The sequence below is a fragment of the Rhodanobacter sp. FW106-HT46G03 genome (genome assembly GCF_058789895.1).
Map to the genome: position 1 here is coordinate 2,465,217 of NZ_JBYTCC010000001.1, position 14,052 is coordinate 2,479,268.

Below are 14,052 nucleotides of genomic sequence, written 5' to 3' on the forward strand. Positions count from 1 at the left end.
GCGGATGGGATCCTTGCGGGTATCAGGTCCGGCAGCATCGAATGACCACGGCGACGAGGCCGCGACCGTGGCCGCAGGCACTGCCCGCCGACGCCCGCAGGCGTTGCCGGTGGAAACAATTCCGCTATACTACCGCGCCTTGCAGCTTTGCGCTCCCATCGTCTAGCGGCCCAGGACACCGCCCTCTCAAGGCGGGAACACGAGTTCGAACCTCGTTGGGAGCGCCATCCCCCTTGCAATCCAACGATTGCGTTACCGGACAAGCCTGTCTTCGGCTTGTCGCGGCAGCCGGCGGAGTGGCTGTGTGTCGCACATCATGCGCGTCGCGCATGCGATGCGGTCATACTTGCAGGCGTCTTTTGCAAGAGCGCCCACGCCATGGCTTTCGTCGTCACCGACAACTGCATCAAGTGCAAGTACACCGATTGTGTCGAGGTGTGCCCGGTCGATGCGTTCCATGAAGGCCCGAATTTCCTTGCCATCGACCCGGACGAGTGCATCGATTGCACCCTGTGCGAGCCCGAGTGCCCGGCGCAGGCGATCTTCCCCGAGGACGACGTGCCTGCCGGGCAGGAAAACTTCATTGCTCTGAACGGCGAGCTGGCGAAGCTGTGGCCGGTCATCACCGAAAAGATTGACCCACCGGCCGACGTCAAGGAGTGGGACGGCGTGCCGGACAAACTCGGCAAGGGCTTGCTCGAGCGCTGAGTCACCACCGCACGGACACCAAAACGCCGCCCCGAAAGGCGGCGTTTTTATCTGCGCGCTGCGTGGCGATCAGCCGCCCAGGCGCCCCTTGAGTGCATCGACCACCTTGGCCACGGCACCGGCGTTGCCCTGCGCATGCACTTCGCTGCCCGAGTCGCCGCTGGGCGCCACGGTGATGACAACCGGGTGCGTCGCACCACCAAGGTCGGCGGACTTCTGCTTGCTGCTGCCGAACAAGCGGCCGAAGAAGCCTTTCTTCGCCGCCGGCGCCGCGCCACCGACCACGTTCACCGTGTAGCTGTGGGCACTGTCGTCGTGACTGGCAAGCTGACCAATGCCACCGCTTTCAATCGCCTGCCCGATCTTCTGGTAAGTGGCGTCGACCGTGCTGGACACCACAAAGCCGTCGGCAACCTGCGCGGACTGCGGCGTGTTCGCCTGCCCCGCCCCCGGCGGAGGAATCACCAGCGCGTCGTTGGCGGGCGGAGTGTCCATGCCCGGCGGGATCTCCAGCGGCGTTTCCTGCTTGGCGGTCTCCCACGCCTTGGTGGAGCGGAACATGCCGCAACCGGACAGGAGCAACCCGGCGAGCGCGAGCGTCGGCAGGGTCACGAGGAGCGATGTTTTCTTCATGCAGGCAATTCCGTGGATAAGACGTGGTGGGTTTCGGTCACGCCGCGCGACGACGTGATGCCAGCGGCGCCAACGCATCGCGGATCCGCGCGCGTTCGACGCCCTCGGCCAGTTCAACCAACGGCAAGCGCGGGGTTGCCGCGCCAAGGCCAAGTTCGGGCAGGCCCGCCTTGACCGCGATCGGGTTCGGCGCACAGGTCAGGGCCGCCAGCAGCGGCGCCAGTGCGTCGCCGCAACGCGTCGTCGCCGCGGCGTCGTGCGCCGTCGCCGCATCGCACAGCGCGCGAAACGCACGCGGCACGAGGTTGGCGACCACTGATACCGTTCCCGCCGCACCGGCCAGCATGGCACGCGCGGCGCTGTAGTCGTCGCCGGAAAGGAAGGCAAAACCGGGGCGCACCAGCTTCGCCAACGCATGGATGCGCTCGTCGTCGCCGCGCGCCTCCTTGATGGCAAGGATCATCGGATGGTCGGCCAGCTGCGCAACGGTTTCCGGCAGCATGTCGGAGGCGGTGCGGCTGGGCACGTTGTAGGCCATGAGCGGCAGCCCGCCATGCTCGGCCACTTCGAGAAAGTGCCGGCGCATGCCTTCCTGCGTGGGGCGCACGTAGTACGGCACCACCACCAGCGCAGCGTCGGCACCGAGGCTGGCGACGTGACGCACGGCAGCGACGGTTTTCGCCGTGCCCGCATTGCCGGCACCGACCACCACCGGCACGCGGCCGGCGATGCGTTTCACCGCAAACGCCACGAGGCGATCGAGTTCGGTCGCCTCCAGCATGTGCGCTTCGCCGGTGGAGCCGGCCACTATCAGCCCCTGCGTGCCGCCTTCGAGCTGGTAATCGATGAGGCGGCCATAGGCCGGCAGGTCGAGCGAACCATCGGCGGCGAAGGGAGTTGCCAACGCGCAGAGGCTTCCGCGAATGTCCAAGGCTGCGATACCGCTTGAGAATCGAGTCTTGCATGTTACTTGCGGCTTCGCAGGAGCGGCAAGTAAGCTGGCCGACGCTGTTCCGACGCCGCTCGGGCACCATACAGGTCGCCATCTTGAAACCCACGCACTCCGGCAACGCTCGCGTCAGCGGCGACAACCAGTTGTTGATCCACGCACTGACCGCGACCGACCGTTCGCCGTTGACCGCGCTCACGCGACGCATCGCCGACGCCGGCTGCGGGCTGGCGGAGTCGCGCGTCGCCACGATCGGCAACGACGTTTCGGTGATGCTGCTGGCCAGCGGCGCCTGGGATGCGCTGGCCAAGCTGGAAACCGCGTTGAGCAAGTTTGCCCGCGACGAGGACGTGCGCCTTACCCACTACCGCACCCAGCCGCGCGAGCCCAACTCGCACCTGCTGCCCTATCTGGTGGAAATCGTCTCCGCCGACCGCCCCGGCATCGTCGCCAGCATCGTCGAGTTCTTCAGCCAGCAGGAGATCAGCGTCGAGCAGCTGAACTCCACCCGCTACGCAGCCATGCAGACCGGTGCGCCGATGTTCCAGGCGCAGTTCACCATCGGCATCCCGGCCAACCTGCACATTGCCGCGTTGCGCGACGATTTCCTCGAACTGTGCGACGGCATGAACCTCGACGCGATCATGGATCCGGTCAAGTTCTGACCTTGTGGGCCGGGATGCATCCCGACCACAAGTGCTGTTGCCGCACACGGCAGACGCGCTAGGCTCTCCCTGCGCACCAACGGGAGAGACCATGCTGAAAATCGGCGAGAAAATCCCCACCCTCAGCGGCACCGTCACCGATGGCAGCACGTTCAAGCTGGCGGCCGCCAAGGGCCAGTGGCTGGTGCTGTATTTCTACCCCAAGGATTCCACCCCCGGCTGCACGCGCGAGGCGCAGGATTTTCGCGACCTGCACGCGGAGTTTGCCCGGCGCAACGCCATGGTCGTCGGCGTCTCGCGCGATTCGCCCAAGTCGCACGCGAATTTCACCGCCAAGCAGAACCTACCGTTTCCGCTCATCGCCGACACCGATGAAACCTGGTGCACGGCGTTCGACGTGATCCACGAGAAAATGCTCTATGGCAAGGTGCATTTGGGCGTGGTGCGCAGCACCTTCCTGGTCGATCCGCATGGCAAGCTCGCCGCGCAATGGCGCGGCGTGAAAGTGCCCGGCCACGCGCAAGCCGTGCTCGACACCATTCCTGCCGCCTGATCCCCACCGTCACCCCACGCGAGGCCTTCGCCGCATGACCGACAGCAAGCGCATCTACGTGCTGGATACCAACGTGCTGCTGCACGACCCGACGTCGCTGTTCCGCTTTGAGGAGCACGACGTCTTCATCCCGATGACGGTGCTGGAAGAGCTAGACGAGAAGAAGAAAGGCGCTTCCGAGGTGTCGCGCAACGGCCGGCAGGTGAGCCGGTTCCTGAACGAGCTGATCGTGCGCGGCAACGGCCACGGCATCTCCAACGGGCTGGAGCTGGCCAACCCGCAGGGCGTCAAGCTCAAGCGCGGCGGCGCCGTTGGCCGGCTGTACTTCCAGCAGCGCACCAGCGCCAACCACGGCAAGGCGGACAATCTCATTCTCGCCGCGGTGATCGAGCTGCGCGACCAGAACCCCGGGCGTCCGGTGGTGCTGGTCAGCAAGGACATCAACCTGCGGATCAAGGCCAAGATCTACGGCATCGACGCCGAGGACTACGAGAACGACCGCGCACTGGACGATTTCGCGCTGCTGTTCACCGGCTCGGCCGCGCTGCCGGAGGATTTCTGGGAACGCCACCCCGAAGTGCAGTCGTGGAACGAGCGCAGCCACACCTATTACAAGCTCGATCGTCACGAAGACGAGGATTGGTACCCGAACGAATGCCTGTACCTGCCCGGCGACGGCGGCGTCGAACTGCGCGTGCTGCAGGTGGATGAAACGCACGCCACGATGGTGCTGCTCGACGACCACAGCCACGCCAACCACCATGTCTGGGGCATCGCCGCGCGCAACCGCGAGCAGAACTTCGCGCTCAACGTGCTGATGGATCCAGATGTCGATTTCGTCACCCTGCTCGGCACCGCCGGCACCGGCAAGACCCTGCTTGCGCTCGCGGCCGGGCTGGCGCAGGTGATGGACCAGCAGCGCTACCGCGAGATCATCATGACCCGCGCGACAGTCTCGGTCGGCGAGGACATCGGCTTCCTGCCCGGCACCGAGGAAGAGAAAATGACGCCGTGGATGGGCGCGCTCACCGACAACCTCGAAGTGCTCGCCAACCCCGAGGAAGGCGGCTCGTGGGGCCGCCAGGCCACCAACGACCTGCTCGCCTCGCGGATCAAGATCCGCTCGCTGAACTTCATGCGCGGACGCACCTTCCTGTCGCGTTACCTCATCATCGACGAGGCGCAGAACCTTTCGCCCAAACAGATGAAGACGTTGATCACGCGCGCCGGCCCCGGCACCAAGATCGTGTGCCTCGGCAACGCCGAGCAGATCGACACTCCCTACTTCACCGAAACCACCTCCGGCCTCACCTACGCGGTGGACCGCTTCAAGCAGTGGGACCACTCCGCCCACGTCACCCTGCGTCGCGGCGAACGTTCACGCTTGGCCGATTTCGCGTCGGAGGCGTTGTAACGCCAGAACGGGAGATTCGGGATACGGGATTCGGGATTCGGCAAAGCGACAGCTGGCGAGCCTTGCCGAATCCCGCATCTCCAATCTCGAATCCCGGCTTCACGGCGTAAACTTCCCGTATCCCCGCTCTTTCTGCGCCCATCATGACGCCCCGACTCGTTCTTCTCATCCTGCTGGCTTTCTTCGTCCTGTGCGTACTGCTGGTACATTTGCGCGGGCGATTCAGGCTGCGGTTCGATCGCCAGCTGGTCGACCACTCGGCGATTTTCGCGCCGTACAACCTGGTGATGTACGCGTTCTCCGCGGTCAAGTCGCAGCCGATCATGGACCGCCGCGGTTTCCCGCAGCTCGACCTGTTCCAGGCCAACTGGAAAACCATTCGCGACGAGGCGCTGGCGCTCGCCGGCGATGGGGCGATTCGCGCCTCAAGCAAGAACGACGACGCGAGCTTTGCCAGTTTCTTCCGCCAGGGCTGGACGCGCTTTCGTCTCACCTGGTATGGCGAGCCGCTGCCTTCCGCGGCCAAGCTGTGCCCCAAGACCGTGGCGCTGGTGCAGTCGGTGCCGGGAGTGAAGGCGGCAATGTTCGCGGTGCTCGCGCCGCACAGCCGGCTCAACCCGCATCGCGACCCGTTCGCCGGCTCGCTGCGCTACCACCTCGGCCTCGTCACCCCGAATTCCCGCGACTGTGCGATCTTCGTCGACGGCGAAGAACACGCCTGGGGCGACGGCAAGGATGTCGTGTTCGACGAAACCTACGTGCACTGGGTGGACAACAAGACCGACCAGCCGCGCGTGATCTTTTTTGCCGACGTCGAACGCCCGCTGAAGTTCGGCTGGTTGCAGGCGATCAACCGTCGCGTCAGCGCGTTCATGGGCCGCATCACCAACTCGCCCAACATGGAATCCGCCACCGAAAAGGCCGGCTTCGTGAATCGCATGTACGCCCTGAGCCAACGCAACCGCGAGCGCAACCGCGCGTTCAAGCGCAAGCACCCCAAGCTGTTCCGCGGCCTCAAGTACCTCGCCATTGCTTTCCTGCTGTGGCTGATCGTGCTGGCGCCCTGGCCGTTCTTTGCGCGCTGAGGATCGCGTGGCGCGATAGCAGGTTGCGGACAACCGCCGGCTTCCCGATGCCGGCGGATTTGATCCGAAGCGGCGCCGCACACCCCGACGACCCGCGTCACACGGGCCACCACGACAGGCATCGAGGTGGAACCGGACTGAACGACGCGAGTGTAATGGGCGGCGCCGGCAAGCCGTCGACGCCGCCCATTACACGGTTCAGAACGACCAGCGATAGCTGAGCGTTGCCATCCGCGCCTGCTGGCGCTGGCCGCCGTACTGGTCGTAGCCGAGCGCGAGGTTGCTGCGCGCGGTGACATCCCAGTTGAGCGCAGCACCAAGGTGGCCGCCGTAGCGCGACAGCCCGACGCCGCCAAGCGGCGCCCACTGGTTCACGCCGGTGAAGCTGGCGTCGAACACCTCGCCCTGCAGGCCGAAGGACTGTTGCCAATCGGCACGTGCCGACAGGGTGAGGTTGCCGCCGCGCGGCAGCAGCCAACTGCGACTGGCGCGCACGCCCAGGCAGGCCTGCCAGCGCGCGGTGGTCAACGCGGAGGATTTCAGCCCGAAACCGCCGGCACCCAGCTCGTCGAAGCCGTTGCGGCGAATCTGCGCGTACTCCATGCACGCGTACGGCGTCACGTCGGCGCCGGCCAGCGCCATGCGGTAGCCGCTCTCGCCATACACCACGCCGTAGCGCCCGCGGCTGTCGCTGACGACACCACCGGCTACCGCCCCCAACTGCAACCGGCGGCGCATGGTTTGCTGATAATCACCCAGGCCAAACCGGCCCATCGCGTACCACGCCCCCCGCGTGAGGCCGCCATACACCATGCCTTCCACCGCATGGCTGAAGCCCTGGTCGACGCTTTGCTCCAACCGCCCCAGTCCCTGGCTGCGGCTCAAGGCAAAACCGGCAACCCCGTTGCCGGTGCGGAAATCACGCCCGACCAGCCAACCGGACAGGTCGTAGTTCACACCGCTGTAGCCGCTGCGCGACATGTCGCCCTGGTAGCCGAAACCCTGCGCCCACGCGCCCGATTGTGGCGCCGCCAGCAACTGCTCGAAGCGTTGCGACAGCGCCCGCGTCCCGGCGTCGATCGCCTGGAACGTCATCGCCGCACTGGCCGCGTGCAGCTGGCCGGAGAGACTTTCCAGCGAGGCTTCCAGGGCACCTACCGTCGGCGCGTGCTGCAACTGCCCGGCAACGCTGCTGAAGCCGGTGGCCGGTATCGCGCCACCGCCCGACTGGGTATTGAGCTGGCCAAACGCCGCATCCACACGTTGCGCGGCGCCGTACGAGGCGGCGGTATAGCTCGCCCCCTGCACGGCGGTGGCACTGACGGTGGAAACACTGAGCCAGGCGGTCGACGCGTCATACCCCGGCGTCGCGGTCATCAGCACGTTGCTTGTCGTGGCAACGCTGGCAAACGTGCCGGACAGGCCCTGCGGCGCCGAGACGATCACCGTCTTCGCGTTTGGCGTGTAACCGGCGTTGACGCCAGTGACCAACAAGTTGCCGGCAAGCGCCGCCGTACCGCCCACGTTGAGCGTGGAACCCAATGAAACCGCCAGTGTGCCAGCGGCGCTCTGGGTGTAGCTGCCACCCACCGTGACGCTGTTGGTGCCGATCGCGAACGTGCCCGCGTTGGCCACGTTGCCGCCCACCGCGGTCATGCCGGCGAGCGTGGCACCGCTGCTGATCGACGCCGCCCCCGCCAGGGCCTTGGCCACCAGCGTGCCGCCCTGCACCTGCGTCGCGCCGGTGAACGTGGAAGGCTGCGTCAGGTTGAGCGTGCCGGCGCCCTGCTTGATGAGCCCGCCAGCGCCGGAAATCGCATTGTTCCAGCTCGAGGATCCGCTGAAGCCGACTGTCACGTCACCCCAGTTGAACTGGGCCGGGCCATTCACCGCCTTGCCCACGTTCAACATGCCGTAGCCAAACACCGGGTCGACGCCCGGTGCGCCCATGTCGGTTGCGGTGCCCAGCAGCGTCTGGCGCACGAGATCATTGGTGAAATAGGGATACGCCTGCCAGACCAGCGCCGCTGCCCCGGAAACCATGGGCGCCGCAAACGACGTGCCGCTGACCTGCCAGTAGGTCGGGTTGGTCGTGGTCGCCAGCGTGTCCTTGTCCAGCACGACGACGTCGCCCGGTGCCGTGAGGCAGTAGTTCATCGTCCGGCCGCACTGGTTGGAATAACTGTCCAACTGGCTTGGATTGTTGCTGTCGGCCGCCGTCACCACCAGCCAGCCTTGGTCCAGGCCCATGCCCGGAGCCAGCGTGGGCAGGCTGGCAATGTCACTGGGGTTGGCCTGCGATGAATTGCCCGCGGCAAACACCACGATGCCGCCGTTCTGGACCACGAACGGTACATAGGCCTGGCCGAAGGCCTGGTTGATCGACGCGTTGGTGGTGTCCCAGTAAATGCCGCCCCAGGAGTTGTTCATTACCTTGACGCCGGCGTTGACCAGCGCCGGATTGAGCGTTTGCGCAAAGAAGTTTGCATCGGAGGCGGTGACCGGGTTGCCTTTGCCGGAACCGTCATCCACCGGGGGCGTATCGCTGATGATGCGTGCCGAAACCAGGCTCGCGCCCGGCGCAATGCCACCTGGGTACTTCGCAAATGGGGTTCCCGCCGCAATGCCCGCCACCCAGGTACCATGTCCCACCACGTCGTCGATGCTGGTGTTGTTCAGCGTCGGGTCGACGTAGATCAGCTCGGGCAGGAGCACCCGCCCAGCCACGGTCGGATTGCTGCGCATGATGCCACTGTCGACGATGCCGATCGTGACGCCGCTGCCACTGAAACCTTGCTGGTGCGCGGCATAGGTATTGGTCAGGCTGAGCTGCGCGTCCAGCGGCGGGGGCGGCGGAGTGGGTGTCGGTGTCGGTGTCGGTGTCGGAGTGGGCGTGGGCGTCGGTGCCGGTTTGACCATGCCGCCGCCGCCACCGCCACATGCGGCCAGGCTCAACGCCAGACTGATGGCGCAGGCAAGTCGGCCGTATGGCAAATGACGCACGTTGGCGTTCCAGTGAGGTTTCATGATCTGTCCCCGATCGCACTCAACATGGATGACATTCATCGGGGCGTCACAGCGCGCCAACGATGAAAGTGGATACAGTCCTCTGACTGTCGCGCGGAGTGTGCCACAAGCCATCGAACGCCGGCGGCACTGTCCGTTGCACGGCGTGCGGTTTGCCGGTCACGGTTGCGCCCTGCGATAATCCCGGGTGGATCGGCGCGTCGCGCCACTCGAAAATTCCCAGCGTCAAGCGGAGACTCCCATGTCGGATATCAGCGTTGTCATCGCCGGTGCAAAACGCACCGCCATCGGCTCTTTCCTCGGCCAGTTCACCGGCGTGCCGACGCCCAAACTGGGGGCTACCGCCATCCATGCCGCGCTTGAGCAATCCGGCATTGCACCGGCCGACGTCAGTGAAGTCATCATGGGTTGCGTGTTACCGGCCAACCTCGGCCAGGCGCCGGCACGCCAGGCCTCGCTTGGCGCCGGGCTGCCGCCGAGTGTCGGCAGCACCACCATCAACAAGGTGTGCGGTTCGGGCATGAAGGCGATCATGCTCGGCCACGACCTCATCAAGGCCGGCTCGGCCAGCATCGTCGTCGCCGGCGGCATGGAGTCGATGACCAATGCACCGCACATGGTGCAGGCGCGCACCGGCCTGCGCTATGGCGACGGCAAGCTGGTCGACCACATGGCCTGGGACGGGCTGACCAACCCCTATGACGGCAAGGCGATGGGCGTGTTCGGCGAGCAGTGCGCCGACAAGTACCATTTCACGCGCGAGGCGCAAGACGCGTTTGCGATCGAGTCGGTCAAGCGGGCAACCGCCGCGCAGGCCTCGGGCGCGTTCGCCGACGAGATCGTGCCGGTGACCGTTGCCGGCCGCAAAGGCGATGTCGTGGTCGACACCGACGAGCAGCCGGGGCGTTCGCACATCGACAAGATCCCGGCGCTCAAACCGGCTTTCCGCAAGGAAAACGGCACGATCACCGCCGCCAGCTCGTCGAGCATCTCCGACGGCGCGGCCGCGGTAATCCTGCTGTCCGCCGACGATGCCAAGGCACGCGGCATCCATCCGCTGGCCCGCATCGTGGCCCATGCCACCCACTCGCAGGAGCCGCAGTGGTTCACCACGGCGCCGGTCGGTGCGATCCAGAAGGTGCTGGCCAAGGCTGGCTGGAAAGTCGGCGACGTCGACCTGTTCGAGATCAACGAAGCCTTCGCGGTGGTGACGATGGCGGCGATGACCGAGTTGGACATTCCGCACGCCAAGGTCAACGTCAACGGTGGCGCCTGCGCCTTGGGTCACCCGATCGGCTGCAGCGGCGCACGCCTGGTGGTGACCCTGCTCAACGCGATGAAGCTGCGCGGCGCAAAACGCGGCGTGGCGAGCCTGTGCATCGGCGGCGGCGAGGCCACGGCGGTCGCGGTCGAGCTGGCTTGACGGCCGGCAAATACCGGTCACACTGAAAGCTGGTTGAACCGCCCATCAACGAATTCTGAAGTTTTCCGCCGAAAGATATGGCGCCGACAGTGCGAAAGCGCTATTAATACGCGGCCATACCACGGCATTCCACGGCATAGGAGATTTACCATGAAGTTTACGCGTACCCTACTCGCCTCCGCGCTCGTCGCGCTGCTGGCGGCTTGCAGCAACGGCGCGCAGGATTCCGCGCAGAACGCCCAGCAGGCAGCTGACCAGACTCAGCAGACCGCTGATCAGGCTCAGCAGGCTGCCGCTTCGACGGCCGCCGCTCCGGCTGCTGCCCCTGAAGCTGCTGCTCCGGCTGCTGCTCCGGCTTCGACCGCCGCTGCTGCTCCCGAAGCTGCTGCTCCGGCTGCTGCCTCGACCGCTGCTGCTCCGGCTGGCGACGCCAAGTAATCCATTTCGGTGGTTACGAGAAAACGGCCGCATTCGCGGCCGTTTTTTTGTCTGGCGTTCGCAGGTGCAACATTCGTTGTTCGAGACCAGCGGCTATCATCCCGGGTTTCATTGCGACGGGCGCCTGCCATGAGTGTCATCGTCTCGCGGATCGATCCGCGCTCCTCCGAGTTTCAGGCCGGCAGCGCGCACTTGCGCGCATTGACGGAGGAGCTGCGCCGCGAGCTGGCACACACCGCGCAAGGCGGCGGCGAGAAGGCGCGCGCCAAACACCTTGCCCGCGGCAAGCTCTTGCCGCGCGAGCGCATCCGCGCCTTGCTCGATCCGGGCTCACCGTTCCTCGAATTGTCCCCGCTCGCCGCCCACGGCATGTACGACGATGCCGCGCCCGCTGCCGGTCTGATTGCTGGCATCGGTCGCGTGCACGGCGGCGAGGTCATGGTGGTGGCGAACGACGCCACGGTGAAAGGCGGCACGTATTTCCCGATCACGGTGAAAAAGCATTTGCGGGCCCAGGAAGTCGCCCTGGAGAACCGCCTGCCGTGCATCTATCTGGTCGATTCGGGTGGCGCGTTCCTGCCGCTGCAGGACGAGGTGTTTCCCGACAAAGAACACTTCGGCCGCATCTTCTACAACCAGGCGCGCATGAGCGGCCTCGGCATCCCGCAGATTGCGGTGGTGATGGGCAGTTGCACCGCCGGCGGCGCCTACGTGCCGGCGATGTGCGACGAGACCATCATCGTCAAGCACGAAGGCACGATTTTCCTCGGTGGCCCGCCGCTGGTGAAGGCCGCGACCGGCGAAGTGGTGGATGCGGAAACGCTCGGCGGGGCCGACGTGCACACGTCCATCTCCGGCGTGGCCGACCACTTCGCGGAGAACGACGCGCACGCGCTGTCGATCGCGCGCGACATCGTCGCCAGCCTCAACCGCGGCAAGCCGATGCCGCTGGCACTGGCCGAACCGGTGCCGCCGAAATACCCGGCGGAAGAGTTGTACGGCGTGATCCCCGAAGACACCCGGCGTCCGTTCGACATCCACGAGGTGATCGCGCGCATTGTCGACGGCTCGGAATTCCACGAGTTCAAGGCGCGCTACGGCAAGACCCTGGTCACCGGCTTTGCGCACATCCACGGCTACCCGGTGGGCATCATTGCCAACAACGGCATCCTGTTTTCGGAGAGCGCGCTCAAGGGCGCGCACTTCATCGAGCTGTGCAACCAGCGCAACGTGCCGCTGGTGTTCCTGCAGAACATCACCGGCTTCATGGTCGGCAAGAAATACGAGCAGGCCGGGATCGCGAAAGACGGCGCGAAGATGGTCACTGCAGTCGCGTGTGCCAGCGTGCCGAAGTTCACCGTGGTGATCGGCGGCAGCTTCGGCGCCGGCAACTACGCGATGTGCGGCCGCGCCTATGGCGCGCGCTTCCTGTGGATGTGGCCGAACGCGCGCATCAGCGTGATGGGCGGCGAACAAGCTGCCAGCGTGCTGGCCACGGTCAAACGCGACGGCATCGAGGCACGCGGCAGCACTTGGTCGAAGGATGAAGAAGCCGCGTTCAAGGCGCCGATCCGCGAGCAGTACGAGCGCCAAGGCAACCCGTACTACGCCAGTGCCCGGCTGTGGGACGACGGCATCATCGACCCGGCCGACACCCGACGCGTGCTCGGGTTGGCGATCTCGGCCGCGATGAACGCTCCCATCGAAGCGCCGCGCTACGGCGTGTTTCGCATGTAATCCTTGCTTTCGGAGATGCCATGAGCGCTGCAATCGTCATCACCAACCACGCCGGCGTGCGCACGCTGACAATGGACCGCCCGCAGGTGCACAACGCGTTCGACGATGCGCTGATCGCCGAGCTCACTGCGGCGCTGGTCGCCGCCGACACCGATCCCACCGTGCGCTTGGTGGTCCTGACCGGCAACGGGAGCTGTTTTTCCGCCGGCGCCGACCTCAACTGGATGCGCGGCATGGCGGCCGCGAGCGAGGCGGAAAACCAGGCGGACGCGCTGCGTCTTGCCAGGCTGCTGCGCACACTGCAGTTCCTCTCCAAGCCGACCATCGCGCGCGTCAACGGCGCGGCCTATGGCGGCGGCGTGGGGCTGGTGGCGTGCTGCGACATCGCGATTGGCGTCGAAGGCACGAAGTTCGCCTTGTCCGAGGTAAAGCTCGGTCTGGTGCCGGCCACCATCGCACCCTACGTCATCGCCGCCATCGGCCTGCGCCAGGCGCGCCGGCTGTTCGTCAGTGGCGAGGTGTTCGACGCCGCCGAGGCGCAACGCATTGGCCTGCTGCACAGCGTGGTGGCCGGCAATGCGCTGGACGAGGCGCTCGACCGCCAGCTGCATTTTCTGGCCAAGGCCGGCCCCATTGCCCAGCGCGAAGCCAAGGCTCTGGCCTTGCGCGTAGCCGGCAACACGGTGGCCGAGGCCGAACGCGTCGACACGGAAAACGCCCAGCTCATCGCGCGCCTGCGCGTGTCGCCCGAGGGCCAGCATGGCATCAAGGCGTTTCTCGACAAGCGCGCGCCGTCCTGGGTTGCCCGCTGACCACGACCATGGGGCCACAGGCTATGACCAAGCCGCTCATCAACCTCGCCGACGTGGTGGTGCAATCCGCTGCCGACGCGCCGATTCCCGCCGGCTTGCCGCAAGGTGCCACCGCCGGGCGCTACGACCTGCGCTGGGGCGAGGTCGCCAGCCGCATCGGTGCGCACCAGCTCGGCTACAACCTCACCGTGGTGGCACCAGGCAAACGCGCCTGCCCGTTCCACAGCCATCGCGCAGAGGAGGAAATGTTCTTCGTCCTCGAAGGCACGGGCGAGCTCCGCTACGGCGCGGCGCGCTACCCGCTGCGTGCCGGCGACGTGATCGCCTGCCCTGCTGGCGGACCGGAAACCGCGCACCAGATCATCAACACCGGCGCCACGGAGATGCGCTACCTCGCGATCAGCACCATCGCGCCGACGGAAATCTGCGAATACCCCGACTCAGGCAAGTTCGGTGCCTTCGTCGACAACCCACCGGACATGGGTGAAGCACCGGCGCGATTCCGCCACATCGGACGGACGGTAGACACCTGCGACTACTGGGAAGGCGAGTAGGTGTTTGCTGCGCTGCGCATCGGCTAAGCAGGCGCAATCTGCTAACTTTTCCGG

The 14,052-nt window shown here is 66.0% G+C and carries 13 protein-coding genes and 1 tRNA gene; 11 read left to right on the forward strand and 3 right to left on the reverse strand.

Annotated elements, in window-relative coordinates; translation table 11 throughout:
• Nucleotides 1-151: 151 nt before the first annotated feature.
• A tRNA-Glu gene (locus tag AC3WP6_RS10870) sits at nucleotides 152-227 on the forward strand.
• A 151-nt stretch (nucleotides 228-378) separates the two neighbouring features.
• Nucleotides 379-708: a ferredoxin FdxA gene (gene fdxA / locus AC3WP6_RS10875; protein WP_492627723.1), complete on the forward strand. Its 330-nt coding sequence runs from the start codon at nucleotides 379-381 to the stop codon at nucleotides 706-708.
• A gap of 69 nt (nucleotides 709-777) precedes the next feature.
• On the opposite strand, the gene AC3WP6_RS10880 is transcribed toward fdxA, so the two are convergent.
• Both AC3WP6_RS10880 and dapA read right to left on the reverse strand, forming a co-directional pair.
• Nucleotides 778-1,341 (reverse strand): hypothetical protein, encoded by a 564-nt coding sequence (locus tag AC3WP6_RS10880; protein ID WP_492627724.1) that lies wholly within the window; start codon nucleotides 1,339-1,341, stop codon nucleotides 778-780.
• A gap of 37 nt (nucleotides 1,342-1,378) precedes the next feature.
• On the reverse strand, nucleotides 1,379-2,272 hold the full coding sequence (dapA, locus tag AC3WP6_RS10885; RefSeq protein ID WP_492627725.1) for a 4-hydroxy-tetrahydrodipicolinate synthase: 894 nt from the start codon (nucleotides 2,270-2,272) through the stop codon (nucleotides 1,379-1,381).
• Between the two features lie 116 nt (nucleotides 2,273-2,388).
• Between dapA and AC3WP6_RS10890 the strand changes: the two genes are divergently transcribed.
• The 4 genes from AC3WP6_RS10890 (at nucleotide 2,389) to AC3WP6_RS10905 (ending at nucleotide 6,007) form a co-directional block, all read left to right on the forward strand.
• The gene (locus AC3WP6_RS10890) at nucleotides 2,389-2,955 is read left to right on the forward strand and encodes a glycine cleavage system transcriptional repressor (RefSeq protein WP_492627726.1); all 567 of its coding nucleotides are present in this window, start codon (nucleotides 2,389-2,391) and stop codon (nucleotides 2,953-2,955) included.
• A 91-nt stretch (nucleotides 2,956-3,046) separates the two neighbouring features.
• On the forward strand, nucleotides 3,047-3,508 hold the full coding sequence (locus AC3WP6_RS10895; protein ID WP_492627727.1) for a peroxiredoxin: 462 nt from the start codon (nucleotides 3,047-3,049) through the stop codon (nucleotides 3,506-3,508).
• 34 nt (nucleotides 3,509-3,542) lie between these two features.
• Nucleotides 3,543-4,922, forward strand: a complete 1,380-nt coding sequence (locus AC3WP6_RS10900; RefSeq protein ID WP_492627728.1) for a PhoH family protein — start codon at nucleotides 3,543-3,545, stop codon at nucleotides 4,920-4,922.
• Between the two features lie 143 nt (nucleotides 4,923-5,065).
• The gene (locus AC3WP6_RS10905) at nucleotides 5,066-6,007 is read left to right on the forward strand and encodes an aspartyl/asparaginyl beta-hydroxylase domain-containing protein (protein WP_492627729.1); all 942 of its coding nucleotides are present in this window, start codon (nucleotides 5,066-5,068) and stop codon (nucleotides 6,005-6,007) included.
• A 198-nt stretch (nucleotides 6,008-6,205) separates the two neighbouring features.
• On the opposite strand, the gene AC3WP6_RS10910 is transcribed toward AC3WP6_RS10905, so the two are convergent.
• Nucleotides 6,206-9,034, reverse strand: coding sequence for a S8 family serine peptidase (locus tag AC3WP6_RS10910; RefSeq protein WP_492627730.1), 2,829 nt, complete (start codon nucleotides 9,032-9,034; stop codon nucleotides 6,206-6,208).
• A 241-nt stretch (nucleotides 9,035-9,275) separates the two neighbouring features.
• Between AC3WP6_RS10910 and AC3WP6_RS10915 the strand changes: the two genes are divergently transcribed.
• The 5 genes from AC3WP6_RS10915 to AC3WP6_RS10935 all read left to right on the forward strand — a co-directional run bounded on the left by AC3WP6_RS10915 (nucleotide 9,276) and on the right by AC3WP6_RS10935 (nucleotide 13,998).
• Nucleotides 9,276-10,457: an acetyl-CoA C-acyltransferase gene (locus tag AC3WP6_RS10915; RefSeq protein ID WP_492627731.1), complete on the forward strand. Its 1,182-nt coding sequence runs from the start codon at nucleotides 9,276-9,278 to the stop codon at nucleotides 10,455-10,457.
• Nucleotides 10,458-10,607: 150 nt separating this feature from the next.
• Nucleotides 10,608-10,895 carry a hypothetical protein gene (locus AC3WP6_RS10920; RefSeq protein WP_492627732.1) on the forward strand — a complete coding sequence of 96 codons (288 nt, stop codon included), beginning with the start codon at nucleotides 10,608-10,610 and terminating at the stop codon, nucleotides 10,893-10,895.
• Between the two features lie 129 nt (nucleotides 10,896-11,024).
• The gene (locus AC3WP6_RS10925) at nucleotides 11,025-12,632 is read left to right on the forward strand and encodes a carboxyl transferase domain-containing protein (protein ID WP_492627733.1); all 1,608 of its coding nucleotides are present in this window, start codon (nucleotides 11,025-11,027) and stop codon (nucleotides 12,630-12,632) included.
• Between the two features lie 20 nt (nucleotides 12,633-12,652).
• Nucleotides 12,653-13,444 carry an enoyl-CoA hydratase-related protein gene (locus AC3WP6_RS10930; RefSeq protein WP_492627734.1) on the forward strand — a complete coding sequence of 264 codons (792 nt, stop codon included), beginning with the start codon at nucleotides 12,653-12,655 and terminating at the stop codon, nucleotides 13,442-13,444.
• Nucleotides 13,445-13,467: 23 nt separating this feature from the next.
• On the forward strand, nucleotides 13,468-13,998 hold the full coding sequence (locus tag AC3WP6_RS10935; RefSeq protein WP_492627735.1) for a cupin domain-containing protein: 531 nt from the start codon (nucleotides 13,468-13,470) through the stop codon (nucleotides 13,996-13,998).
• The last annotated feature ends 54 nt before the right edge of the window (nucleotides 13,999-14,052 follow it).